The organism is Aphanizomenon flos-aquae FACHB-1287 (assembly GCF_014698755.1).
GTDB lineage: Bacteria > Cyanobacteriota > Cyanobacteriia > Cyanobacteriales > Nostocaceae > Dolichospermum > Dolichospermum flosaquae.
In genome coordinates this window covers 21,732-47,185 of the sequence record NZ_JACJTO010000034.1, presented here as the reverse complement: position 1 = coordinate 47,185, position 25,454 = coordinate 21,732, and the positions used below count along the sequence as shown (strand labels likewise).

The window sequence follows — 25,454 nt, the reverse complement described above, 5'->3', positions numbered from 1 at the left end:
TTGGGAAATGAGTTTATGATCATGGTTAATCAAAATATTTTAATCCTTCGCCCAAAATTTAACATATTTTTGGCTATTTTTATCAGGCTTTTCTTAACATTCAACACTTCTGCATCAGGATTGGATATTTCAAGCAAGCGATAATGAACAGCAGCGAGATAAACAGTATCCATAGCTGCATAGTTTAACTGTTTTTGAGTCAGGGGACGTTTTCCCCAATCACTGCTTCCCTCTTCTGCGTCTACATGAGAAAATTGACAGAGTTCAGCAGCTAGAGTTTTTAGTTTTAGGTTGGTAGTTTCTAAAACTTCTTTGGTGATTTTTCTCGCTATTTTTAAAGTACAAGTGACATTTTGGGCTAGTTCCTTACCTAAATATTTTAAATCAAAACCAGCATTATGAAAAACTTTTTCAATTTGCGGATTAACCATAATTTGGTTAATGAAATATACAGCCAAATCAGGTTTATCTAAAACATCAAAAATGTAAGCAGATTCACCAGTTAAGTCTGTATAATTAGCCAATACCTGAATTAGTGCTAATTTTGGTTTATCAGTATACCAGTCAGCAATTTCCGTATCTATCCATAGAGTTTTAGATAGGGACAGTTGGGAAATTTGCTTGTAAATTTCAGAAGCTTCTGTCAGGTAGTGCATTGGCTGATCATCTTATAAAAAACAAGTGAATTTAAGCAATTAAACAAATTAATTGATCTGGTAATTTAGCTTTTGGATTCATAATCTTAACTTTCCTTTCTTGACATAATAGATCAATTAAATGTTGAATATCAGTTTCTTTCACATCAGGAAATTGGCTAACTGCTTGTGAAATTAAAGTAGTTACTCCCATAAATGCTTGAGTTTTGACTAGATTTAATAGGAAATTTTTAACAGGTCTTAAATCTTTTCCTTCCTTACCATTTGGCTTTGGATTTGGTTTAGAAACAATTCCCAAATCTTGTAATAAAGTACATTGATTCAATATCTCATATTCATTAATTAAAGTTTCTAATCTTTGTAAATTAATCGTTTGTCCACCAATTACCAATTCTTGAGATTTGGCAGAATTTACCAAACTTTGATATGTTGCCAAATAGTGAATAGACTGTAAACTTGGTTTGATATGAACATGATTAGTATCAGTGAAAATCTGTCTATAGAGTTGATTTCCAGCCATGTTTGGTTTTCCTAAATCCCCACCACGAATCAAGTACATAGTTTGACAGAGATTTTTTTGAAGGACTGTTTGACAAGCATTCATTATATGATAAAAACTGGTCATATTTGAGTCTTCTGTCCAAACTATGCCCAATTTTTCCCGCTTGGTAGGATGTTGATAACTCAAGGAATAACTAGCATACTTTCCGCTTAAGAGTTTAGTCTTAACTCCCTGCATTTTTAAACTAGATATAGACTGCTGCAACATCTGAATTAAATCAGGTGATGATAACAGAGAAATCTTGGTAATTTTCCCCTGACTTTTTGTATATTCGTGCTGCCATAATAATTCAAATTCTGCTTGAGTTGGATCTGGAGGTGGTGGTGGAGGAAGGATATCTTCTAATGAAAGTTTATATTTTTGATATTCCTCACGACCTAGAGTTAGTGCATTTCTAGGTTTAGTTTTACTACCGGGGTTGTTTTTCTCCAACATTTCCCGATTTAGTGGAAAAATAGGAGATTCAGGGCTGGGATTTGCTAGTTGATGCAATGGTTTTAAGTGATAATTCCAGAGTGCCTCTGCTTGTTCTAGTGTAATATCTTTTAACCTAGTTTTTCTATGTATTCCTACTTTATCAGCTAGGAAAATTCGGTCAAGATGCCGATTCCAATTATTAGTAATAACGCTAATTATCACCAAGAAATTTTTTAAATTATTCCCATGAATTGTGGTATTGACATTTAAAAATGGTTGTATATCCAGAAGACCTTCCGGTAATTGGGGCATAGTTTCTAAATTGTCAAAACATAAAACAATGGGTTGGGTTTGCGTAGAAATTCTGCCAAAGTTAGCCAAGATATTCTTAGCAGCATCCTCCGTATCAATACAGGTTTTAACTTTGATTTCCTTCATAGAATCTTCATTTAAATCATCACCACGGAGCCATTCACAAGCTAAATCATATAATTCTGGATTTGCCAGATCATGCAGCACTCCAAAAAACATATCAGGATTATAAATACTTGCTTTTTTATAACTATCCTTGAGGTGCTTGATAAATTTTTGCCGATTACTTTGTAATGCTTCCCAAAAACTATCATTAAATATTCGTTGTTTTATATCGCGTTTTGTAAACGCCGTTAAACTTTTTAGCCATAATATTAACTGTGATTCGTTTTCCCCTTCGGGAACTTGAATTAAACTATCAACAGTACGACGTAAAATATGCCGCCAAATGTGGGTACTATCAGGCCAGTCACAGAGAATATAAGCAAAAAAGGCTTTGCTATTAAATGAGCGTTTAATTCGTCTTAGTAAATAAGTTTTTCCAGAACCAGATTCACCTTCTAGTAAAACTGTACGACTACGATGATCTTGACCCACTAAATCTAGTAATTCTTCAATTTCTATGATTGCATTTTTATGAATTGACTCAACCATCAGTAATGAGTCTTCTTCGTCAGCCCAAAACTCTAGATGTTTCATTTCGATGTCAAAAGGGTTGACCTCGCGTTTAATAATGTCGTTAATGTCTGTCATAGATATAGGTGAGTGAGAGGAGGAAGTAATGAAAAAATGAAAAATATTGGAAAACCTGTTAATTAACTATGAGAAAGAACAGTTGTCCGCCAATATTTTGAGGAATTCCCGCGTCAATTTGTTCTGGTGTATAAGCACTAGATTCTTGTAAGGTACTAAAATCAATTTTGTCACTTTTTTGTAATCTATACAACGCCTGATCTAAATCATCTCGTAATAAAGGTGGTTGTAATTTTTGTCGTAAATGGAAAATTGGTAAATAATTCTCTGTACCCAATTCCCGATCTAATTTCTTGATAGTCTCTAAAATTTCTTCATCACTAATATTGCTATTAATATCAGAAACTAAAGTAGAAACTTGTTCTAACTTAACCCGCAAATTCTTCCGTAAAAACTGCACATAATTACCCAGCAAATCTAAACTAATAACAGGATTATTACCTTTATTGGGAACATATTCATCCTGCAAAAACTCAATACCTCTTTCTGTTAACCAAATGTCAGCTTTAAGCCTTTTCATCTTAATTTCAATAGCAATTAAACCTCGTTCATTCAAAGCTGTTAAAATTGCCTCTCTTTCATCAGATTTTAGTGCTGAAACTTTGATTTCACTAGGGGCTATTTTTCCAGAACTTTTACCTATTTTCTCCAGTACCTTGAGTTCTTTATTATCAATAGGTAACTGTGTAGAGTCAAGTTTTAATAGTGCTTGACCAGCAGGTAAAATTTTCACTGTAGCAACCTCACGGGAATAGTCCACATATTCCAATTCCCCCAAATCTCGACAAATTTTGTTTTTCTCGCTTTTAAAAACATCAAAAGTGCTAGAACTAAAGCCAGTACGATAATTAGCACATCCTAACAGCTTTAATAGAAACTTTAACTGATTTGTATCCATGCGGGTAATCTTGCTGTATTTGACACCTCTCCCATAGTAACTCAATGTACATGATTTTCATAGATTATATGTTGCAAATTTTTATTACTCCCTAAAGAGAAGTCTACCTTCGCAACTAACGCACAATCTCCCAAACTCCTATTTTCTCTATTTCTCTGTATCCTCAAATTCCTAGTCTCGACCTTATTCATAAGTAGAACTGAGTATTAAAAAATATATACTTCTGAAAATATTTTATACAAATAGTCAATAATTTCCACAAAAAGCGAGATTTATATGTATCATATTTTAGATATAGATTATCCAAAAATATTACCCCATATACCAAGTAAAATCATGAATAATTACAGCCATTGTCCCCGCACTTATCTACTGCAAAAATCAGCAAACAATAATCAAACAAAAGAACAAGGATTATGTGATTTCTGCTGGAATCAATATTGTTTTTGTTGGTCAGAATACTGTTTAAACGAATGGTACGAACTGCAAATAAAACATAACAATCTAAAAAGTAAACATCATACCAAAGACAAAAACTAAAATAAACCAGACCTCTCTTCGCGCCTTTGCGTCTCCGCGAGAGAAAAAAACTTAGGGTAGTCCAAAAACTGACCCTAATCAACAATATGATAAAATCAAATTCCACTCATTTTCAGACAAAGGTATTACCTCTATTTCCATAGCAAAACAATCACAAGCTGCCTCTATTAAAGCCTTAATAATTGTTTCTTGATTAATACTTTCTGGAAATTGAATAGGATCAAAAAACTCCTGATTAAATACTTTTATAAACAAATCCACATCTGGATTTAATCGTATAGAACCATGTTGAAGAACAGCCCCACCTTTCCGTAATTGGGCACTACCAATGAGTTTAGAACCATCTGCTAAAACCAAATCTGCACCAGTAGCCGTTCCAAAACAATTAGGATTATGAATATACCCGCGTCCAGCCTGACCATAGTACAACTCTATACCAAGCGATCGCCATCCTTGCATCAAAAATTCACAAATCTTTGCATAAACCTCCAGAGTATTTCCCCGTAGTCCAGAAGTCACCACAGAGTAAGTTAAATCACCTTGATGTAAAACCGCTCTACCACCAGTAGGACGACGCACCAAATCCAGTTTTTCCCCCTTCCAGATTAAATTTTGCCAAAATTCGGGATATTTCCCCTGATGATAACCCAGAGAAATCGCCGGGGGAGACCAAGTATAAAAACGTAAGGTTGGTGGACAATTTCCCGACTCATGCTGCACTAATAACCAACGGTCTATAGCCATCTGGACAGAGCCAGAAGCCGCTAAAATCGGAATAAGTCGCCACACCCGCTGCTCAGGCATTAAAAGTCAACCCCCAGGCTAAAATACTAAAATAGTTACAGCAATTCTTATGTATGCAAACCACAAAATTGTGGCATGAAACATAATTTACACTACCATAGTGCAATACCTAAACTTTACTAAATTCAGATTGCAGATATTCATCATTATCATCAGCGATAGTTGCAACTATAGTAATGATTCGAGAAACCTCTCCTGGAGACAACTCCGCTAAAGTGCGTGTAGAAATCACCACTACCTGATTATCAATAATTCCAAAACGAGCTTCAAAGGTACTAACACAATTCAATTCTAATAAATATCGTGTTAATCGGGCTTCATTTTGAACAGGTAACGTCAAGACAGCAGACCAAACCGTAATAGTATCTTCATCAGTAGTTCCCGTCAACTGTACAAATACTTCTACACTACCATACTGGAACTTCCACAGATATCCACCCTCAGCACCATGACTAACCATTGCACTTTGATCTTGTGCCAGGGTATTAATCACATTTTCAATCACTTCTACATGATTCGGCGCTGTGGTATCCTGAAGTTCATCTATTAACTCGTCTGGAGATTGGGTTTCTAAGTAGCTGGCCATACAAATCTTCTTTTCATAATACAGTTACTGCCTTAACCTATTATTATGCTACCAAAAATACCAGAATCTACCCTACCCGTCGTCCAAATTAATAAAGTATCTATGAAAATTATAGCTATACTGACAGCCCTAACATAGCCCTATGATTGTCCCATAGACAAAAAATAACTAAAAATTCGTCATTATTTTTTCCCGGTTTGAGGCATTTACATCTAGAACAATTAGACGTAAATCAGGTTTACTCTCTCTGGGTATCAACAGGAGGTGAAAGGTTAAAAATTTATGATCCGCTTTGTCCCATTAATGAGACAGAAACAAAAGCCTAGTCAAGCAAGTGAACCTCAAAACCGAAAACCCTTACTGGGTACACTTCCACCCATTTTAAATTCTTGTTTTATTTACACTTTGCTTTACCATCTGACTCAATTTACATCATTAAAATCCTGCTGTCGGTTACATAAACTACTAATTTGATATTTCAGTTATCAAAAACCTGAATAGTTTAGTGTTACAAGATGTAAAATGATGTAAAAATAACAATTTGCTGGTATACAGCATCAAGAGACAGGGAAATAGGAGTTAAATCAGAAGTTATCTAACAGACAACGATTGATTAAAACTTAAGTTAAAAATTTGGGGTGGCATCTATCACAAGATTCTGGAATATTATTTAAAAAACCAAAAAACCCCAAAAGTTTTTGGAGATTTTTCCGGATTAGTCAAAAAATCTGCGATTATTGTTACACTGATTTTAGCAAGCACTATGAATATTCAACTTGATCACAGCACACCATGTCATTTAACCTCTTTCTTTACTCTACTGATGAAAGAGGGTATTTCTCCTAATCAAATTGTTCTGGGTATTGCTCAATTAGCTACCCGTACCCATGAGTTAGATGGGATGATGGCTTCAGCAGATTGTTTACGGTTACTACTGATCCTGATGCCAGCAAAAACCTGTGCCAATGGCGTTTCTGACTATATATTATCTTTAGCAGCAGAAGGCATTACTACTTTAATATTATTAGATGCTCTTAGTCTAGCTTGTTACATTTGTGGACAATTGGATGAAGCTAACCTAGTACATTTAACTTATAAGAGATTACAAGCTGATGCCATTATCTCTCAAATGCTTCTTGATTAATAGGTAAATTATTAACTTGTCATCTTTTTTGAAAATTTCAGCATTTTCAAGTTAATTTCTACGTTTACAGTTTTGTTCACTAGGAAATCAACAAAATACTATATATTTTCTTGGCGCTTCTTAACCCATGGTTGTTAATCTATTACCAATGGCCACTTTTAGAAGGTCGCAACATTTTTGTGTCTTTAACAACATCCTATTTATTGTTTACCATCTGGTCTATAAGTCTATAGTGCTGGGATCAATCCCCATATCAAAACAGCTTTTGTTTTGCTTTAACCCTGTTGATATTCCATTAAAGCTGGAAATTAAAATGGTTATCTGCCAAATTGCCAAAATGTGAGATTATTATTTTTCGGTTGTGGAGGTGTTTTTTGAAATATCTCTACTGTTCTATGATACCCGTAGTGAAATTTTTGCCATTAAAAAACGCCTGGGAGTGTGGCCGTGTTTCCACCCCAGGCGTTCTTTAAACTTGCTCCTCACACACAAATATAATTTATCACTCTTTTCTTAAAATGGCAAGTACCTAAACCAACAATTTTGGAAATTGTTTTTAAGGGGTAAAAAACAACTAACCACCAACAACTGACAACTGACCACCAACAACTGACCACTGACTACCGACAACTGACTAATGTAAAAAGTGCCTTATACCAGTGACAACCATGAGTAAACCGAGTTCATTAGCGGCTTTAATAGAGTCTTTATCGCGGAGACTTCCTCCTGGTTGGACAATGGCACTAATTCCGGCTGCGGCTGCGGTTCTGATGGTATCATCGAAGGGGAAGAAGCCGTCACTAGCTAAGAATGCTCCTTGGGCTTTTTCTCCAGCTTGTTCGATAGCGATTTTTGTCGAACCGACACGGTTCATTTGTCCAGCACCAATACCTAAGGTTGTGCGATCGCTCACAATCACGATAGCATTAGATTTAACGTGTTTGCACACTTTCCAAGCAAACAGCAATTCTGCTAACTCGCTGGGTGTGGGTTGACGTTCTGTAACTACTTGCCATTGAGTAGGGTCAGCAATGATATCATCAGCAGATTGGACTAAAAACCCCCCAGCGATCGCTTTGACAATTTCTTTGGGTCCGGCCAGCAAATCTGGTAAAATCAAGACTCTGACATTACCTTTTTTAGTTAAAATCTCTTGGGCTTCTTCGTCACAACCAGGGGCAACTACGCACTCTAAAAACGTCTTTGTTAATTCTGTCGCTGTAGCTGCATCAATGGGACGATTTAAAGCCACAATTCCGCCAAAAGCCGATATAGAATCAGCATTAAAGGCTTTTTGATAAGCGGCAAAAATTGTGGCTGCTTCCGCAGTTCCACAGGGATTGGTATGTTTGATAATTGTGGCTGCGGGACTGTCGGTAAATTCGGTAATTATCCGCCGTGCAGCTTCTAAATCTACCAGATTATTATAGCTGAGTTCCTTACCTTGTAGTTTGGTGGCCGCTGTCCAACCTGTGGGGGTGTTTCCTGTTTGATACCAGGTAGCAGTTTGGTGGGGATTTTCTCCATAACGTAAAGATTGGAGTTGTGTACCAGAAATTGTCAATTCTGATCCTTGTATACCCGCTAAATAGGCAGCAATGGCATTATCATAGTTAGCAGTATGCAAAAATCCTTTCAAGGCGCATTTTTGGCGAAATTCTAGGGACGCTTCCCCATTTTGGCGTAATTCTTCTAAATATTCGTTATATTGGGTAGGATCACATAATACCGTTAAATGGGCGTAATTTTTTGATGAAGCCCTTAACATCCCAGGACCGCCAATATCAATTTGTTCAACTGCGTCAGCTAAGGTAACACCCGGTTTAGCAATGGTTTCCGCGAATGGATAAAGATTAACTACTACCAAATCAATGGGACGAATTTGGTTATTTTCCAGGTCTGTGATATCTTGTTCTACATCCCGCCGTGCTAAAATACCGCCATGAATGCGAGGATGAAGAGTTTTGACCCGACCGCCTAAAATTTCTGGTGAACCTGTATAATCAGAAACTTTAGTAACTGGTATTCCTGCATCTTTGAGGGTTTTGGCTGTTCCCCCACTGCTGATAATATCAAAACCAAATTCCTCAACTAAACTTCTGGCTAAATCAATTACACCAGTTTTATTAGATACACTCAACAGGGCTAAACGCGCCATAATCCTCTAAATTCCTTTGGACTAAATTGCAAACAGAACAACATTCTACCGAAAGGGGGTTAAAAATTAAAAATTAAAAATATTCGGATTCAGAGCCGGGGTGAAAATAATTGAGGAGGCTATTGTTTGAATCTGCCCTAATTTGTTCAAAATTTCGTGATAATTGGTAAAGTCTAGAAGATTATATGTAATTATATAAACGCAGATAAACGCAGATGAACACAGATAATTTTGTACTTCATTAGACTAGGAAAACCTATATGATTTTATTTTGAAAACATCCAGAAGGGTTAAAAAAGTTTGGAAATGTGTACTGGATTAGGACACAGTATACTGTATCTGCATTAATTTTTAACTCAATTAGCCATGACTCCAGTATTAGATTTTATTAGGGTTTCTCCACCGGCAAAACAAACACCAAAGGCTTTAATTGTTACTTTACATGGTTGGGGTGCAAATGCCGAAGATGTTGCATCTTTAATTCCCGATGTTAACCTACCTGATTATGAATTTCTACTCCCAAATGCTCCTTATCCTTATCCTTATGGTGATAATGGTAGGTCATGGTATGATCTGCGCTCAGAAAATATGTATGATGGATTAGCGGAAAGCAAGGAACTGTTAATAGATTGGTTGCAATCTTTAGAAGCTAATACGGGCGTGCCCTTGTCGCGCACTATTTTGAGCGGATTTTCTCAAGGTGGGGCAATGACTTTAGATGTAGGATTAAGTTTACCCTTGGCTGGTTTGGTAGTAATGAGTGGTTATTTACATCCTACTGTGGCAACGCTAAATAAAGGCAATTTTCCGCCTACATTGATTATACACGGGACACTGGATGAGGTTGTTCCTTTGCAAGCGGCAATTAAGTCGAGGGACGTTGCACAAGGTCTAGGAGTGGCAGTGGAGTACCATGAATTTGAAATGGGTCATGAAATTAATTTACAAATGTTGAAAGTGCTACGAACTTTTGTTGTCAACACAATTGGTTAACTTTAGTTACAAAAATTTTTCAAATTCTGGTGAAATTCACAAGAATTTTTACAAATTTAATGCTCGTTAATGAGTAAGATAGTAAAGGTGGAATCAACTCCACCCTCAGCTGAATTTAAGCGCTGCAAAAGGGAGGGGCAAGCATTATGAAAACTCTAAGCATTTCCAAAACAGAAATTTCTGCTATGACAGCGACAGAGGTACAGGATTTGGCTACACGTCTGGAATTAGATAATTATAGTAATGCTTTTGAGGGTTTAAATGATTGGCATCTACTGCGGGCAATTGCTTTTCAGCGTCCAGAGTTAGTTGAAGCCTATATTCACCTCTTAGATTTAGAAGCTTACGACGAAGCCTAAGAATTTTAAATTTTAGATTTTGGATTTTAGATTGGGTAGGAGAAGTTAAAATCACAGATAATTGAGATTTTAACCCAAAATGCCATTATTTACAAGTCCTAAATCTAAACGGGTTGTTGTTTGTGTGGGCGGTGGTATCGCCGCCTATAAAGTTTGTGAATTGGTTTCTACACTATTTAAATCTGGGGTGGAATTGCGAATTATTCTCACTAAATCTGCCCAAAAATTTATTACTCCTTTAACTTTATCTACTTTATCCCGTTATCAAGCTTATACAGATGAGAATTTTTGGCAACCAATTTATTCTCGTCCATTACATATTGAGTTGGGGGAATGGGCTGATTTAATTGTTATCGCGCCTTTAACTGCTAATACTTTGGCTAAGTTAGCTTATGGTATGGCAGATAACTTATTAACAAATACTGTTCTCGCTTCTACTTGTCCAGTGTTGTTAGCACCAGCGATGAATACAGATATGTGGGAACAGGTAGCAGTACAAAGAAATTGGCAGCAGCTATTGACAGATAACAGATTTTATGGTGTGGAAACTGGTTCTGGGTTGTTGGCTTGCGATCGCATTGGTGCTGGTAGAATGGCAGAAGCTGCGGAAATATTTATTTATATTCAATCTTTATTATACACCCAAGGCAAGAGAGATTTAGTGGGGAAAGAGGTTTTAATTAGTGCTGGGGGAACGCGAGAATATTTAGATCCGGTGCGATTTATTGGCAATCCTTCGACTGGTAAAATGGGTTTAGCATTGGCACAGGCTGCACTACACAGAGGTGCAAAGGTGATATTGGTACATTGTCCGGGAAGTTGGGATGTACCTTTGGGAGTGGAAGCTATTCCCGTTATTACGGCGGAGGAGATGCAGGGAGTTATGTTAAAGCATTTACCCAGTGCGGATATAATTATTATGTCAGCGGCGGTGGCGGATGTCAAGCCTAAAGATTATAGTAGCGAAAAATTGCCCAAGCGATCGCTTCCTGAAAATCTTCCTCTAGCAGCAGTACCGGATATTGTCGCTGAACTGGGAAATCGCAAACAACCCCATCAATATTTAATTGGTTTTGCAGCACAAACTGGGGATATTGTCAAGCCAGCGCGGGAAAAATTGCAAAGAAAGAAATTAGATGCAATTGTAGCCAATCCTATTGATAAAGTTGATAGTGGTTTTGGGAGTGATAATAATCAAGCGGTGTTTTTAGATAGGTTAGGAAGAGAGGTAGAAATTCCGGCTTGTTCTAAGTTGGAAATGGCGCATTATTTGTTTGATTTTGTTCTCTGTCCATGATAAAATACAAAAAATAATTTTATACTCTAGAAATCTGTAAATATAAAAATATGAATCAAACTACAAATAATAGTCAAAAAGAATTGCTTTCAGAAGCAGAAACAAACATACCAAAAAATTTACCAGAACTAGAAAGATATTTACAAAATTATTCTCATGATGATCAGGCTATTAAAACTATTCAACAATTTTCTAAAAACCTGAAACAAACAAAATATCGCCAGGATGTATTTAGTGAAAAAGGGGCGCTCATTCGTAAACCAATTTATTATCAGGATGTCGTTGAAAAGGGTTTAGCAGATCCAGAAAAGGACTCCTTTACACTTTTACAAGGTGACATTGTTAGTACAAATGCAGCTTATTTTCTAGGAAATCGTCGGGAAAATAGCAAGTTTGCAATAGCTAGTTCTACTTGTGATCTCGTAAAAGGCAGACGCAATTATGCAGCACTACTACGAATTCAACCAATTAGTAGTAGAGATCCCAACGCAAAAGAAATTCTTTCGCAATTGTTAAAGTTTACTTCCACACAAAAGATGTATCTTCCACGCTTGCCAGATGATTCATCTGATATAGTTGGAAATGCCTTATTATTTGATGGAATAGTACAAATAAAATTAGATGATTTGCTATTAGCAACACGACACGCGAGTTTAAGTTTAGTAGGATGGCGGATTTTTGGCTCAATGGTTCGCTCAATTATAGTTCGTGCTGGTGAAGAAGAAGTAAAAATGAGGTCATCTCTATAAAAAGAATATTAGGGTTATTAATGCCAACCCTAATATTTATGAATGAGAATTGTACTCATGAACAAACCTCAATAATCAAGAGGTCTTTTAATTGTACTAGGATCAAGATTTACTTCATCATCCTCATCTACATCTATACCATCTTCTGGCATTAAAGGCTCGAAACTACTACAAGTGGGAAGTTCGGGTAAACCTCCTAACATAGCAATGGTTTCTATTAATAAATCAATACTCTCAACATCACGATGTTTTTGCACAACACGCACAGAGCTAGATATTACACGCATCCCTCCGCGCAAACGATCAACATCACGAGCTAAACCTAATAAATGTTGAAAATCCTGTTCTTCAAGAATGCGGTATTGTCCAGTTTTAGTATTTAAAGTAGCAACTGTCCCAGTTTTAACTGATTCCAGTGCTTTTACACCTTCTGTGCGAAATTTTTCAAAGGATTGCCAATTTGGACCATTTTGTAAATTAAGTGATTTTTCTGCTGTAATTGCCATATTTATATTTTCCATCCACTGTCTTCCCGTGTTCTTCGCATTATAACTTATTTTCTTTGGAAATACATTGGCATTTCGTTGTTTAATTATAGGTAACAAATAAAAACTATACCTACGTAGGCTTACACGCTGATTTTTTTAAGCGCAGTAAAGATTGTTTAGGAACTGTTATTTATTGAAACTGTAATTAATCAATGTTGGGTTTCATTTTATTCAACCCAACCTACATCAATTTACAAATTACGCGACTTTCAAAAACTTGCCTAAAACTTGCGGTTCGGGAAGCAGTTCACCATCTTCTAAACATGACTCAATCAGCATTTCTAATACTTCCTGACCATTTTTTAAAGCTTCTTCGTAAGTTTCACCATGAGTACAAGGCTGCATTACATTAATAAAATCAGGCAATAATACTACATAACATTTATCTTCTTCAGACCATTGAATAATTATTGTATATTTCATTCTTTTGGTTTCTCCTGTTTGTCTGCTTCGATCTTCTTTAGTTCTTCCAGTGCTTCCGTTACCTGCTTTTCTAAATAGAGTTTAGCATCATTGCTGTCTTTACCTGCAATAATAATAGCTTGTGATAATTTTGGATGTATCCATTTGCTATGACTTCCCTTGGCAGGTTTATAAGCAAACCCAGCTTGTAATAATAAACTTTTCAATTCTCTAATTTTCTTGGGCATATCTGCTGAGAATTTTGATTAAAATTTAGGTCTTTTGATTGTAGTAGGATTGAGGTTTACTTCATCATCCTGATCTACATCTATACCATCTTCTGGCATTAAAGGCTCTAAACTACTACAAGTGGGAAGTTCAGGTAAACCTCCTAGCATAGCAATTGCTTCTATCAATAATTCGTTCCCACACAGAGTATGGGAACGAGATAATTCTTCTATTCCTAACTACCGATACCCAAACGCCCAGCTAAAGCAGGAGTTAAAGGTAAAAGAGTAGCAATCATTAAAAACAGAGCCAAAAGACATAAAGCCGCTCTAGCATCATCTGGTTCAGTAATTTCATTGAGACTAGGCCGTTCTAAATCCCGTTGTAAAAACAGAATCACAATTGCCCAATACATAGCCAGAGGATTACCTAATGATACAATACCCAGTAAAACTATCGTCGCAAAAGTGGTTCTACCTGCGGTTTTGCGTCCATAAATCGCTTGTACAATTCTCCCCCCGTCCAATTGTCCAGCGGGCATTAAATTCAAAGCAGTAATGACTAATCCTAACCAACCAATAATCACCAAAGGATGAATATTGACTACAGGGGAATGCAAAGCCGAACCCAGGACAACCCGCGCTAAACTACCGACTAAAATTGAACCTTGGAAAAACTGATTCGGTAATTGAAATAAACTTCCTGGGTGGGAAAGTAGTAACCCTATTACCAGTAATAATAAGGAAGTAATCCCACCGAAAGCAGGTCCAGCCAAAGCAATATCAAATAAGGCTTTACGGCTAGGGACAAGGGACTCAAACCTAGTAATTGCCCCAAAAGAGCCAACTTGCACCGCTGGTAAAAAGAACGGCCAACTTAACCGCACTTGGTGACGACGTGCTAACAACCAATGTCCGATTTCATGAGCTATGAGAACCACAAATAAACCCAAAGCAATAGGTAAGGCTTCTACAAAACGTTCGGGATTACTGAGTAGATCAAAGTTTTGTAATATACCCCCCACCTCCAAGCTGGTAGCAATGGTTGCTATCAACAAAATCACAGCAAAAGCTTTTTGTCCTAATTGAGTCCGCTGGGGGTCAGTGCGGCTAGGGAGAACAATCATTACCGGTTTACCGTCGGTATTTTCTACCAAAAACAGCCGATATTTATCATCTAACCGTTCTTGTAAGGTTTTCGTGAGTCGGTTGTGAACGGCTTCCGGTTCTCCGCGTAAATTACCTTTAAAAACTACTCCTTCTTGGTAGGGAATAGTTTCTGTGGCAAAAAATGTATCAATCCCAAAAATACCTCTAATTAGGCTTAAATCGGCTTCAGGTATGGGCGTTGGCGCTAATTGCTGTTCTGTTGCTACTGAACTGTCTTTATCACCTTCGCTTGCACTTTGGGCCGCGAGTCTATCTGTTGCCCGTTGCTTGAGAATAGCATCTTGTCCCGCTTCCCGTAATTTTCTGCCGAGGAAAATATACAATCCAGCGGAAGTTACCACTAGGAACAAGATACCAACGATATTGATATAAATCCCAGCGGCAAATAATCCAAAGAACAACAGCCAGGGAGTCATTAAGACGACGGACTGTAACCAGGCTAATATACCTAGTTTACCAAAAGGTCTGGCGCGATAAAAGCCCCAGCCTAAAATGCCGGACGCTATCAGTACAATGGCTGCAATGATAGGAGTTTCTGATGAATTGAACATCTCTAAACCTTTGCTATTGAGACGGAAGCTAGTACCGCACTGCGGAATTAAAAATTAAAAATTAAAAATTAAAAAAGCAGATTACACAAGCTTTTGTCAAATTTTTAATGGTTGATTGACGGCAGCCGTTGTGTACTAGAACAAGTCTGTTTTTCTATACATTCTACCATTTTTGAGGATAAAATCAATAAATATGTTTATTTATCTTAGGCATAAACGGCGCTATGTTGTGATGACACTACACGCAGTTATAAAGCTTTGAATTATATTTTTTTGCCAAAAAGTTGACAAAGTACAATTTCTATGGTTAAAAATTCGCTGACATTGGAGAAAATCAAAGTTCTGATTCTGTCTCTGGGGCAATAATTTGTCCAGTACCGGATTTTAAGATTATATCCTGATCGGTAATCAGTTCTTTCAGTTCTCTAACTTGTAAATTCATTTTTTCACAAGCTTGGCGTAATTCTTGGGTAAATGTATTAATATCATTCCCATAACCACACTGATAAGCTGCGGTTTCTATTCCCTGGTTGGCATTTGCTCTGGCACAATCTACTAGTTCTGTATCATATAATGGTTGTGGATCTATCATAGTTCCCTTTTTTAGTATTTAGCTATTCCCAAATTCTTCGATTTTATGGGCTATTAAATATTTATTTATCTCTCTTGAGTTTGAAATTTTTATTAATTAATATGGCATTTGTTTGTGTGGTGAATTTTAATTTTTTTTTAACTAACCACAGAGGCACAGAGGCCACAGAGGTGGAGAAGGAAGAGATGGAGATTTTTATATTTAACAAAACGACACATTCACAATCTTTATCTGCACTCTCTCTTAGGGTATATTTTAAATAAGAAAGTAGTATAGAAATATCAGGAGGAGGATATGGTTACAGTAAATATTGATGATTTCCAGGAAATTGATAAATTTCGTCAGTTACAATTAACTTTAAGCGATCGCTGGAAAACTAGCGAGTTATTTGATAATAGCGAAGCAGATATTTTAATTATTCCTTCTTTAAGTATAGATCAACGGGAATTACTTAAGGTAGAAGGCTGTGAGCATTATGAAGAAAGATTACTTTTCTCGTTAATGCGGTTACGAAATCCCCGCACTAGGTTAATTTATGTGACATCAATGCCACTTCATCCCAGTATTATTGATTATTATCTACAATTACTTCCGGGGATTCCTTTTTCTCATGCTCGTCATCGTTTATTATTACTTTCTACCTATGATGCTTCCTTAAAACCTTTGAGTCAAAAAATATTAGAACGTCCCCGTTTATTAGAACGTATTTACAAGGCTCTGCGATTAAATAAAGCTTTTATGGTATGTTATAATTCTACATTTTGGGAAGCAAAATTATCTCTAAAACTAGGTGTACCTTTATATGCTGCTGCACCAGATTTACAGATTTGGGGAACAAAAAGCGGAAGTAGACAAATTTTTAAAGAAAGTGATGTACCTCTTCCCGACGGTAGCGAGTTGGTCAAAAGTTCGGCAGATTTAGCTAATGCTGCGGCTGATTTGTGGGAACGTCAACCGACATTACAAAGAATGGTAATTAAGTTAAATGAAGGGTTTTCTGGAGAAGGAAATGCACTGTTAGATTTAAGAAAAATAATGGATTTTGCCCCCGGAAAAGCTGATCATATTCAAAGAGTAGCAGCTATTAGCGATCGCTTCCTCAATTTACGTTTTCAATCTTTACAAGAAACTTGGGCAAATTTTTCTCAACGGATTCCCGAATTAGGAGCAATTGTCGAAGCTTTTATAGAAGGAGAAATTAAACATTCTCCCAGCGTTCAAGGTAGAATTACACCTAATGGAGAAGTAGAAATTCTTTCTACCCACGACCAAATTTTAGGCGGACCTGACGGACAAATTTATATAGGTTGTCGCTTTCCTGCTCATGAAAATTACCGCTGTGAATTACAGGAATTAGGTTTAAAAGTTGGCAAAAAATTAGCAGAAAAAGGAGCTTTAGAAAGATTTGCAGTTGACTTTGTGACCGTTGACAAAGGTAATGGTATATGGGATATTCAAGCTATTGAAATTAATCTTCGCAAAGGAGGAACAACTCACCCATTTATGACCTTAAAATTATTAACTAATGGTCGCTATGATTTATCCACTGGTTTATTTTATAGTCAACAAGGTAGACCTAAATATTATATTGCCACAGACAATTTACAAAAACCCAATTATCAAGGATTATTACCTAATGATTTAATGGATATTATTGCCCACCATAGGCTATATTTTGACAGTGGTACAGAAACAGGTACAGTTTTTCATCTCCTGGGATGTCTTTCTCAATTTGGTAAATTAGGATTAACAAGTATTGGTGATTCTCCCCAAGAAGCAGAAGACATTTATAACAAAGTTATTGAAGTTCTTGATCAAGAAACTAACATTGATAGCGAAACACTGCTGCAAGCAGGTTATGATTATGATATATCTTCTGATTACAATTTTCCAATTACTAGAGATGGATATAGTTGTTAGAAAATATTTGAATAAATAAAACCATTTTAATTGACAAACGTTTGTCTTTTTCTCTCTCCTCTTAGGCTACGGTGTACACACAAGTTATCGAATCACCATTATTCCTCAAATTACCCCACCAAACACCCTCCCCTATGCTTTGGGGAGGGAACTAATTTTTCCGGTTTCCCCCATTTCCAAGGGGGGATTAAGGGGGGTAATTTAACTTGTGTCTACACGATAGCTCCTCTTAGGGGAGGGTCAGGTATAGCTAGAAAAAAAGGGGGGGGTTAGGTTTTTGGAAATTAATAGAAAATTGAGCCACATTGTATATATAATTGTAGTCCACCCTCTCCGCAAAAAATTCCCCTCAGTATAATTGTCACATACTCTCACCGGAGAATTTGTACCACTTTTCTATTTATTGACCTTACAGCGACCGATTCAATTTTCTCATTACCACAATGAACACATCCATTACATCACATACGCGCTTAGACTTTTACTATCAACAAATCAAGACAATTATTTTAGCGCGTCAAAATCCCATTACTGGCTTATTACCAGCGAGTACCGCTATTACTGCTCATGGTGATTATACAGATGCCTGGGTGCGAGATAATGTTTATAGTATTTTAGCAGTTTGGGGTTTAGCATTAGCATATCGCAAATTAGATTATGATAACGGCCGCACCTATGAACTTGAACATAGTGTCATTAAACTAATGCGTGGCCTGCTATTCTCTATGATGCGACAATCCCATAAAGTTGAAATATTCAAACATACACAATCCTTATTAGATGGACTTCACGCCAAATATAATACAGCCACAGGTGATATAGTTGTCGGTGATGATGAATGGGGACATTTGCAACTTGATGCCACATCTATCTTTCTATTAATGTTAGCACAAATGACCGCCAGTGGATTATCAATTATTTTTACATTAGACGAAGTAAACTTTGTTCAAAACCTAGTTTATTATATTGGACGGGCTTACCGGACACCAGATTTTGGTATTTGGGAACGGGGAAATAAAATTAATCATGGTAGTGCAGAATTAAACGCCAGTTCTTTAGGAATGGCTAAAGCAGCGTTAGAATCCATAAATGGATTAAACTTATTTGGTGTACATGGTAGTCAATCATCAGTAATTCATGTATTACCAGATGAAATCGCCAGAGCTAGAATTACTTTAGAATCATTATTACCCAGAGAATCAGGTTCTAAAGAAGTTGATGCTGCACTATTAAGTATTATTAGTTATCCCGCTTTTGCTGTCAAAGATGAGCAATTGAGACAACGTACATTTAATGAAATTATTAGTAAACTCGCCGGAAAATACGGTTGTAAACGATTTTTACGAGATGGACATCAAACCGTTTTAGAAGACACCGAACGCTTACATTATGAACCTGGTGAACTCAAGCAATTTGAGCATATTGAATGTGAATGGCCATTATTTTTCACCTATTTAGTTCTGGATGGATTATTTCGCAGTGAACAAACACAAGTTGAAAAATATCAGCAACTTTTAAAATCATTATTGGTAGAAGAAAACGGATTACAACTATTACCAGAAATTTATTATGTTCCCGCAGAAAATATAGAAACTGAGAAATTAAATCCTCAATCTCAATTAAGATTACCAAATGAAAATATCCCCTTAGTTTGGGCGCAAAGTTTATATTATTTAGGGGAAATGTTAAGCGAAGGTTTAATCTCCTTGGGAGATATTGACCCTTTAGGTAGACATTTAAACGTTGGAAAAAAACGGAGTGCATTAGTTCAAATTGCTTTAATAGCTGAAGATGAACAATTACAAACCCAATTAGAAATATACGGAATCGAAACCCAAACACCTACACAAATCGCACCAATTCAAATTAGAAAATCTGAGGAACTTTCCCAAATTTATACACAAATTGGTAGAAATGATCAACTAGGTTTAACAGGCCGTCCCCTGCGAAGATTGAGAAGTTTAACCACATCAAGATTCTTTCGGATTCGAGATCAAACAGTAGTCTTTTTACCATCATTTCTAGATTCTCAGCAATTTTATTTAACTCTTGATTATCACTTTTTATTAGATGAAATTAGAAGCGAACTAGCTTATATCCAAAAATATTGGAGTGATTTAGGTCGTCCGACTTTAACCTTAATGATTACTCGGACAATGCTAGAAACTGGTTCACAAGCATTATTAGAATTAATGCAAGAACTCAAAGATGGTATTTGTCATGGAGTTCAGGTAAAATTAGGAAAACTTAATCAATTAATGCTGACAGCCGCAATTCAAAGAATTGATTTTTTGTCAGATACAGAATTATCGCAATCATCAGTCGCAAATCAGAGCATTCCTTGTCATTACCTGACTTCTCATTTAGCAAAAAGTTGGTCTTTGGGACATACCCAAGAATTTCAAATGGAATGCGAAACTAACTTAGATTTATTATTAGAATATCTGCGCTCATCAGAAAATATTTATGAGCAAATTGAACTCCTGCAAACTTTAACTCGATTACAGGGTTTAGAATTTGATACAGGCTATGCAGGTCCTAATCATCCTGTCACCGTAGCTGATTTACTTGATGAAGTTTATACCAAAGCTGGAGATTTAGGGCTGTGGGCGGTGGTGCGACGGGCTGCGGGTTTACGGCAAATGCTCGATATTCGCCTATCAGACGCGATAACCAGCATTTTGGTTCAAGGTAAGCAAATTGCAGTTGGTAGGGCTTACAGTCAAGCCTCCCTCATAGTTGTTCCCATATCTGGAAATGAGATTACCGAGAAAATTAATCACTTCTGTCGTGAGGATATCCGCGATCGCGTTTTAACCCAAGAAATCTTAATTTATCTTGGTGTTTTAATCAAATCAGAACCAGAATTATTTCGCGGATTTATCACATTAAGAGTTGGTTATTTGATTCTTTTAATTACTAGCGACATTGCTAGAGAATTTGTCCTTACCCAAGATGAAGCTTACGAACAATTAATGCAATTATCACCTTTTGAAGTGAAAATGCGTTTACGTCAAGTATTAACTGGATATAGTGGCGTGAGTAATTTATTACGTCAACAGGAATCATTGCACGTCAAACAAAAAGAAAGTGATATTGCTTGGGTTGTGCTACCTACAATTAGTGAAGAAATAGAAATTCCCGCTGACGGTTGGCGGAGATTTCGTCAAACAGAAGGCGCATTAAATCGTGTACCCAAAAACTTTTTTAAAGAAGTTTGGCTATTAATGCAGCATTGCAAAGGTTTAGTTATTGGCGATAAATTAGAACGGCGAAATCGCTTAGAAAGTGAAATCATGCTTTCAGAAATGACAGCAGGAGAAAGAAATTTCGCCTTATTAGTTGAACATTTACTGAATAAAATTGAAGCCCCAGAATATCGCCAAGTCAATGTAGAAGCCTTGATGGAATTAGCTACAATCGTCGCTAATAACCCTAACTTGCAAATTGAAGAATATATAGTTTTAGATGTCTTAATTGGTCATGCAGTGAGGTTAGCGTGGTTAGAAAATCATCCCCACAGAAGCGATAATTATGATGAAGATAAAGCTACTGCATGGCCATCATTTTATAATAGTTCTCCTCAAGATTGCGCTAATTATATTTTAAAGGCGTTTAGGTTCTTAACAGAGTTTGTACAGGATATTTAGCTGTAAATCAAATCATCCTTTTCTTTATCAGCGTAAGTCCTACAGCATTTTCCGCTGAAGATGAGGTACAAAATTGAATCATAAAACTCTTGTGGAGCGGGCATCTTGCCCGCTAGATATGTACCTCATAACACCGGAAAGTGCTGTAAATCCCTAAAAATGATACTAACTTAGACTACAGTAAAATCAGTATTAGTAATCAACGTAGAACTAACATTTTGCAAAGTAGCAAGAATTTGACCACTACTTCTGATTAAAGTATTAGTACCTAAAGATGAAATTGTCAATTGACTAAATAGTAAACCCCCACCTAAGCCAATACGGTCAAATCCATCTTGGAAGTCTTGAACGATATCAGCAGAACCTCGTGCAATTACAAAAATATCATTGCCATTACCACCATTGAGAATATCATTACCATCTTCTCCCCAGAGGACATCATTATCATTGCCTCCATAAAGAGAATCCGCGCCTATACCCCCGTATAATTCATCTAACCCATCACCACCATACAACTGATCATTACCATCATCTCCAAATAGTAAATCATTACCTACTTCACCAAAGAGAAAGTCATTACCAAACTCACCCAAAAGAACATCTTGACCAACACCACCTAATAAGCTATCATTACCATCACCACCAAACAACCCATCATCTCCATCATTACCTTGAATAGTATCATTGCCAGCATTTCCAGCTAACAAATTACTGAGGTTATTACCTGTGATTGTGTCGTTTTGAGTAGTACCATAAACATTTAGGAAATTCTGAACATTTAAGGTGATAGAATTAATCGGTGAAGGTAGTCCGTTAACAATCAGGCTATTATTACCTAGATTAACATTGAGGGATGTAGTAGTAGCAGTTCCCGTTGATGCGTCAATAGTGTTAGATTGACCTGTAGCGCCAATTACAGTTTCTACGTCTACAATTGTATCAGTGCCAAAAGAGCCTTTATTAACGATTCCACTCGCTAACAGGGTAATTGCTTCGGTAAAACTGCTATAATCAACCGTGTCGCTTCCTAAACCACCGTTAATTGCATCATTACCAGTTCCACCACTAACGGTATCATTACCACCATTGCCGGTTAAAATGTCATTACCGCCATTTCCTATTAGTGTATTATTGCCATCATCTCCAGTAAGTGTGTCATTATTGGCTGTACCGATGACAGTAGCAAAATTAGTAACACCAAAAGTCAACGTAGGGAAAGCAATAACACCAGTATTAACAACTAGAGACTTAGTCGCTAAATTGGCATTAATTGTAGCAGTTCCCGTAGCAGTGGAAGCATCAATAATGTTGGTTAGACCTGTAGCACCGATAATGTTCTCTACATTAACCAGTTGGTCTGTTCCTGCTGTACCTTTGGTAACTACTCCCGTTGGTTTGAGGGTAATAGCTTGACCTATGGCACTATAATCCGCTGTATCAGTATTTGCACCACCATCCAAACTATCATTACCTATACCACCGACTAAAGTATCATTACCATTTCCACCACTAACAGTATCATTACCACCATTGCCGGTTAAAATGTCATTACCGGCATTCCCTATTAGTGTATTATTGCCATTATCTCCAGTAATTGTGTCATTATTGGCTGTACCGATAACAGTAACAAAATTAGTAACACCAAAAGTCAAAGTCGGGAAAGTGCTAACACCAGTATTAAAAACTAGAGACTTAGTCGCTAAATTGGCATTAATTGTAGCAGTTCCAGTTGCAGTGGAAGCATCAATAATGTTAGTTAGACCTGTAGCACCGATAATGTTCTCTACATTAACCAGTTGGTCTGTTCCTGCTGCACCTTTGGTAACAGTTCCTGTTGTTAACAAGGTAATAGCTTGACCTATGGCACTATAATCGGCTGTATCATTATCAGTACCACCGTCCAAACTATCATTACCTATACCACCGATTAAAGTATCATTACCAGTTCCACCACTAACGGTATCATTACCACCATTGCCGGTTAAAATGTCATTACCGGCATTCCCTATTAGTGTGTTATTACCATTATCTCCAGCAATTGTGTCATTATTGACAGTACCAATAACAGTAGCAAAATTAGTAACACCAAAAGTCAACGTAGGGAAAGCAATAACACAAGTATTAACAACTAGAGATTTAGTCGCTAAATTGACATTAATTGTAGCAGTTCCCGTAGCAGTGGAAGCATCAATAATGTTGGTTCTACCTGTAGCACCGATAATATTCTCTACATTAACCAGTTGGTCTGTTCCTGCTGTACCTTTGGTAACTACTCCTGTTTGTTTTAGGGTAATAGCTTGACCTATGGCACTATAATCGGCTGTATCATTACCAGTACCACCGTCCAGACTATCATTACCTGTACCACCGATTAAAGTATCATTACCAGTTCCACCACTAACGGTATCATTACCACCATTTCCGGTTAAAATGTCATCACCGTTACCTCCTGCTAGATTATTATCATGATCATTTCCAGTAATTGTGTCATTATTGGCTGTACCGATAACGTTACCGATACCAGTAACGCCAAGAGTTAAAGGTAGTAAACCAGTAATCCCAGTATTAATAACTACAGATTGAGTTACTAAATTGGCATTAATGGTAGCAGTACCAGTTAATAAAGAAGCATCAAATGTCCCTGTATTCGTCATAATTTTATGTTGTTTTGTAAAGTTTGGTAGATATTTATAAACTTAATTTGTACTTTTATTTCTTGTCAACCAGTTAAATTACTGAAAAAAAGCGGACTTTATCAAGAAAGTGTTGTATCTTTTTTAGTAAAAAAATAGAATTAAATAAACATAGTGCTTAGATAAAATTGCGGTCGGACTTTCTTTTATCCTTGCGTAACAATACTTAAAGGCGATTTTTTTTGCTTGATAATGCCTAGAGCCTCAAAAATCAATTGTAAATATACGGATTAATAAAGTTATTTTTAAGATAAATATTCTTTGAATATAGATATATCAATAAATACATATATATCACTGAAAAACTTTGCTATAGAGTTTTGAGCTATCAGGTAACATACAAAGACGATGCTATAGAGTTGTTAGCCATCAGGTAACATACAAAGACGATGCTATAGGGCACGCGATAGGGGTAAAAAATATTGTAGAGACATTTCCGAGAACGTCCCTACAAGACCTAGTTCAGAAACATCAGTCTTCCTCTATCACCCTCCACTGACCTCACCCCATTCCCGAATTGCGGGAAATACGGATGAATAATCATCTTCTGGATAAGACATTTTCATAGTTGCGTGTAAGATTTGCCTTACACCCTCAATACTACTGAGATTCAAACCCAAGGATTTCGCTTCCGAGATAAATAAATCTATTTCCTTGATCAATTGCTTTGTCGGTAAATTAGCGTTAGTATAATTACCATCTAACATCCGCCGCAAATTTTGATCAAAAGTGGGAGCATAAAGTTTACTTTCGCGCAGAATTTGCATAAACAAATCCACATCAATACCTTGCAACTGGATAAAAGCCAGACTAAGAGCAAAGCTAGTTGTGAGTGAAGCGATAAGTTGATTGAGTGCTAGGGTAAGATTTGAGGCAGAACCCACAGTACCTATATATACAGGATTTTCTCCAAAATGTTGAAGCAACTTTAAATGACGCTGATACTGTTCCTCCTCTCCACCTACCATGACAATTAACTTGCCAGTTTTAGCTTCAGGAATACTACCGAGGACAGGAGCTTCTATATATTCACCACCAGCCGCAACTACTGCATCTCTGATTTCTTGGCTTTCTAAGGGATTAATTGTCCCCATTTGAATGATACTACGTCCTGATAAAGTATGCCAAGAAGTATCTGTCAACAATACATGATAAATAGCTGCGGCGTTAGAAAGCATTAGAACTATACAATCAGCAACGCGGATGGCTTCCCGTGGTTTTGTCACAATTTCCACACCTGCTGCCCGTAGCGGTTCTAATTTTTCTGGGGTGCGATTATAGGCAATTAACTCTATATCAGTAGCTAATAACCTTTGAGCCATCGGTAGTCCCATCAATCCAGTTCCCAGAAATGCCACCTTCATGTTTCACGTTCCTTAGTCAGTGGTCAGTTGTTATTTGTCAGTAGTCAGTTGTCAGTGGGTACGGATAATTGGAAGAATTTATTACCCATACCCAATTAATTTTGACTTT

The 25,454-nt window shown here is 36.8% G+C and carries 21 protein-coding genes and 1 pseudogene; 8 read left to right on the top strand and 14 right to left on the bottom strand.

The features are described from left to right. Nucleotides 1-110: 110 nt before the first annotated feature. The 3 genes and pseudogenes from H6G44_RS15385 to H6G44_RS15375 all read right to left on the bottom strand — a co-directional run. Nucleotides 111-656: pseudogene (locus H6G44_RS15385) on the bottom strand (ribonuclease D); the annotation flags it as partial. A 31-nt stretch (nucleotides 657-687) separates the two neighbouring features. After that, entirely contained in the window at nucleotides 688-2,700 is a 2,013-nt protein-coding gene (locus H6G44_RS15380) for an ATP-binding protein (RefSeq protein ID WP_190387383.1), read from the bottom strand. A gap of 58 nt (nucleotides 2,701-2,758) precedes the next feature. Beyond that, nucleotides 2,759-3,598 carry a transcription factor RcaD gene (locus H6G44_RS15375; protein WP_190387384.1) on the bottom strand — a complete coding sequence of 280 codons (840 nt, stop codon included), beginning with the start codon at nucleotides 3,596-3,598 and terminating at the stop codon, nucleotides 2,759-2,761. 276 nt (nucleotides 3,599-3,874) lie between these two features. Here H6G44_RS15375 and H6G44_RS15370 point away from each other — a divergent pair, with 276 nt between their 5' ends. Further along, complete coding sequence (locus H6G44_RS15370; protein ID WP_190387385.1) at nucleotides 3,875-4,138, top strand: hypothetical protein; 264 nt, start codon at nucleotides 3,875-3,877, stop codon at nucleotides 4,136-4,138. A gap of 78 nt (nucleotides 4,139-4,216) precedes the next feature. Here H6G44_RS15370 and H6G44_RS15365 read toward each other — a convergent pair whose 3' ends face one another. Both H6G44_RS15365 and H6G44_RS15360 read right to left on the bottom strand, forming a co-directional pair. Further along, nucleotides 4,217-4,942 (bottom strand): lipoate--protein ligase family protein, encoded by a 726-nt coding sequence (locus H6G44_RS15365; protein WP_190387386.1) that lies wholly within the window; start codon nucleotides 4,940-4,942, stop codon nucleotides 4,217-4,219. A 109-nt stretch (nucleotides 4,943-5,051) separates the two neighbouring features. Next, nucleotides 5,052-5,528, bottom strand: a complete 477-nt coding sequence (locus H6G44_RS15360) for a YbjN domain-containing protein (protein ID WP_190387387.1) — start codon at nucleotides 5,526-5,528, stop codon at nucleotides 5,052-5,054. Between the two features lie 763 nt (nucleotides 5,529-6,291). Between H6G44_RS15360 and H6G44_RS15355 the strand changes: the two genes are divergently transcribed. After that, complete coding sequence (locus H6G44_RS15355) at nucleotides 6,292-6,672, top strand: hypothetical protein (protein ID WP_190387388.1); 381 nt, start codon at nucleotides 6,292-6,294, stop codon at nucleotides 6,670-6,672. Between the two features lie 634 nt (nucleotides 6,673-7,306). Here H6G44_RS15355 and purH read toward each other — a convergent pair. Then, a complete protein-coding gene (gene purH / locus H6G44_RS15350) occupies nucleotides 7,307-8,830 on the bottom strand; it encodes a bifunctional phosphoribosylaminoimidazolecarboxamide formyltransferase/IMP cyclohydrolase (protein ID WP_190387389.1) in 1,524 nt (507 codons plus the stop codon). A gap of 366 nt (nucleotides 8,831-9,196) precedes the next feature. Here purH and H6G44_RS15345 point away from each other — a divergent pair, with 366 nt between their 5' ends. From H6G44_RS15345 to H6G44_RS15330, 4 genes are all read left to right on the top strand, one after another. Further along, nucleotides 9,197-9,823 carry an alpha/beta hydrolase gene (locus H6G44_RS15345; protein WP_190387390.1) on the top strand — a complete coding sequence of 209 codons (627 nt, stop codon included), beginning with the start codon at nucleotides 9,197-9,199 and terminating at the stop codon, nucleotides 9,821-9,823. 146 nt (nucleotides 9,824-9,969) lie between these two features. Beyond that, nucleotides 9,970-10,182, top strand: a complete 213-nt coding sequence (gene isiD / locus H6G44_RS15340) for a protein IsiD (protein ID WP_148761297.1) — start codon at nucleotides 9,970-9,972, stop codon at nucleotides 10,180-10,182. A 79-nt stretch (nucleotides 10,183-10,261) separates the two neighbouring features. Next, complete coding sequence (gene coaBC, locus H6G44_RS15335) at nucleotides 10,262-11,479, top strand: bifunctional phosphopantothenoylcysteine decarboxylase/phosphopantothenate--cysteine ligase CoaBC (protein ID WP_190387391.1); 1,218 nt, start codon at nucleotides 10,262-10,264, stop codon at nucleotides 11,477-11,479. Between the two features lie 50 nt (nucleotides 11,480-11,529). Further along, on the top strand, nucleotides 11,530-12,228 hold the full coding sequence (locus H6G44_RS15330) for a hypothetical protein (protein ID WP_190387392.1): 699 nt from the start codon (nucleotides 11,530-11,532) through the stop codon (nucleotides 12,226-12,228). Between the two features lie 68 nt (nucleotides 12,229-12,296). Here H6G44_RS15330 and H6G44_RS15325 read toward each other — a convergent pair whose 3' ends face one another. The 6 genes from H6G44_RS15325 to H6G44_RS15300 all read right to left on the bottom strand — a co-directional run bounded on the left by H6G44_RS15325 (nucleotide 12,297) and on the right by H6G44_RS15300 (nucleotide 15,718). Next, nucleotides 12,297-12,749, bottom strand: a complete 453-nt coding sequence (locus H6G44_RS15325; protein WP_242031760.1) for a hypothetical protein — start codon at nucleotides 12,747-12,749, stop codon at nucleotides 12,297-12,299. A gap of 225 nt (nucleotides 12,750-12,974) precedes the next feature. Continuing rightward, on the bottom strand, nucleotides 12,975-13,199 hold the full coding sequence (locus tag H6G44_RS15320) for a type II toxin-antitoxin system HicB family antitoxin (RefSeq protein ID WP_190387393.1): 225 nt from the start codon (nucleotides 13,197-13,199) through the stop codon (nucleotides 12,975-12,977). Beyond that, the gene (locus H6G44_RS15315) at nucleotides 13,196-13,426 is read right to left on the bottom strand and encodes a type II toxin-antitoxin system HicA family toxin (RefSeq protein WP_190387394.1); all 231 of its coding nucleotides are present in this window, start codon (nucleotides 13,424-13,426) and stop codon (nucleotides 13,196-13,198) included. The genes H6G44_RS15320 and H6G44_RS15315 overlap by 4 nt, the downstream gene beginning before the upstream one ends. Before the next feature lie 18 nt (nucleotides 13,427-13,444). Continuing rightward, nucleotides 13,445-13,594, bottom strand: coding sequence for a hypothetical protein (locus H6G44_RS15310; RefSeq protein ID WP_190387395.1), 150 nt, complete (start codon nucleotides 13,592-13,594; stop codon nucleotides 13,445-13,447). Between the two features lie 47 nt (nucleotides 13,595-13,641). Continuing rightward, complete coding sequence (locus tag H6G44_RS15305) at nucleotides 13,642-15,126, bottom strand: site-2 protease family protein (protein ID WP_190387396.1); 1,485 nt, start codon at nucleotides 15,124-15,126, stop codon at nucleotides 13,642-13,644. A 334-nt stretch (nucleotides 15,127-15,460) separates the two neighbouring features. Then, entirely contained in the window at nucleotides 15,461-15,718 is a 258-nt protein-coding gene (locus tag H6G44_RS15300) for a hypothetical protein (RefSeq protein WP_190387397.1), read from the bottom strand. Between the two features lie 294 nt (nucleotides 15,719-16,012). Here H6G44_RS15300 and H6G44_RS15295 point away from each other — a divergent pair, with 294 nt between their 5' ends. Continuing rightward, the gene (locus tag H6G44_RS15295; protein WP_190387398.1) at nucleotides 16,013-17,638 is read left to right on the top strand and encodes a peptide ligase PGM1-related protein; all 1,626 of its coding nucleotides are present in this window, start codon (nucleotides 16,013-16,015) and stop codon (nucleotides 17,636-17,638) included. Nucleotides 17,639-18,081: 443 nt separating this feature from the next. Then, nucleotides 18,082-21,288: a glycoside hydrolase family 15 protein gene (locus tag H6G44_RS15290; RefSeq protein ID WP_190387399.1), complete on the top strand. Its 3,207-nt coding sequence runs from the start codon at nucleotides 18,082-18,084 to the stop codon at nucleotides 21,286-21,288. Between the two features lie 170 nt (nucleotides 21,289-21,458). On the opposite strand, the gene H6G44_RS15285 is transcribed toward H6G44_RS15290, so the two are convergent. Then, complete coding sequence (locus H6G44_RS15285) at nucleotides 21,459-23,942, bottom strand: beta strand repeat-containing protein (protein WP_190387400.1); 2,484 nt, start codon at nucleotides 23,940-23,942, stop codon at nucleotides 21,459-21,461. 524 nt (nucleotides 23,943-24,466) lie between these two features. Beyond that, complete coding sequence (locus H6G44_RS15280; protein WP_190484373.1) at nucleotides 24,467-25,345, bottom strand: NAD(P)-dependent oxidoreductase; 879 nt, start codon at nucleotides 25,343-25,345, stop codon at nucleotides 24,467-24,469. Nucleotides 25,346-25,454 lie beyond the last annotated feature (109 nt).